Raw genomic sequence first — 993 nt, forward strand, 5'->3', positions numbered from 1 at the left:
AAGCACAACCAAAAAGCCAGTGATTTGCATTCTGGCTTGAGGTTGAAGGTAATTCCATGACCGCACCAACAGGCTCCAAGCCAAGCTTTCCTGACGGAATGTTAATTCTCGTTGACCCTGAGCAGGCTGTTGAGCCAGGTGATTTCTGCATAGCCAGACTTGGGGGTGATGAGTTTACCTTCAAGAAACTGATCAGGGATAGCGGTCAGGTGTTTTTACAACCACTAAACCCACAGTACCCAATGATCCCATGCAATGAGAGTTGTTCCGTTGTGGGGAAAGTTATCGCTAGTCAGTGGCCTGAAGAGACGTTTGGCTGATCGGCAAGGTGTTCTGGTCGGCGCATAGCTGATAACAATTGAGCAAGAATCTTCATCGAATTAGGGGAATTTTCACTCCCCTCAGAACATAACATAGTAAATGGATTGAATTATGAAGAATGGTTTTTATGCGACTTACCGCAGCAAAAATAAAGGGAAAGATAAGCGCTCAATAAACCTGTCTGTTTTCCTTAATTCTCTGCTGGCTGATAATCATCACCTGCAGGTTGGCTCCAATTATTTGTATATTCATAAAATCGATGGAAAAACTTTTCTCTTTACCAAAACAAATGACAAGAGTCTGGTTCAGAAGATAAATCGCTCTAAAGCTTCAGTTGAAGATATTAAGAACAGCCTCGCAGATGACGAATCATTGGGACTTACCCATTCTTTTTGTTTGTTGAAGGCGACACCATTGGTTTTGCCAGAACTGTTTTCGGGCCGACCACATCCGATCTGACAGATTTTTTAATCGGGAAAGGAATGTCATTAAGCAGTGGAGAGCGCGTTCAGATAGAGCCACTGATGAGGGGAACCACCAAAGACGATGTTATGCATATGCATTTCATCGGCCGAACAACGGTGAAGGTAGAAGCCAAGCTACCTGTATTTGGCGATATATTAAAGGTCTTAGGGACAACAGATATTGAAGGGGAGCTTTTTGACTCATTGG

Annotated in this window: 2 pseudogenes; both read left to right on the plus strand. The window is 43.4% G+C overall.

The window, feature by feature from the left end:
* Positions 1-38 precede the first annotated feature (38 nt).
* Positions 39-320, plus strand: a pseudogene (locus tag HMPREF7215_RS02505) (LexA family protein); the annotation flags it as partial.
* 112 nt (positions 321-432) lie between these two features.
* Positions 433-993, plus strand: a pseudogene (locus HMPREF7215_RS12700) (hypothetical protein); the annotation flags it as partial.

Source organism: Pyramidobacter piscolens W5455 (assembly GCF_000177335.1).
Classification (GTDB): Bacteria; Synergistota; Synergistia; order Synergistales; family Dethiosulfovibrionaceae; genus Pyramidobacter; species Pyramidobacter piscolens.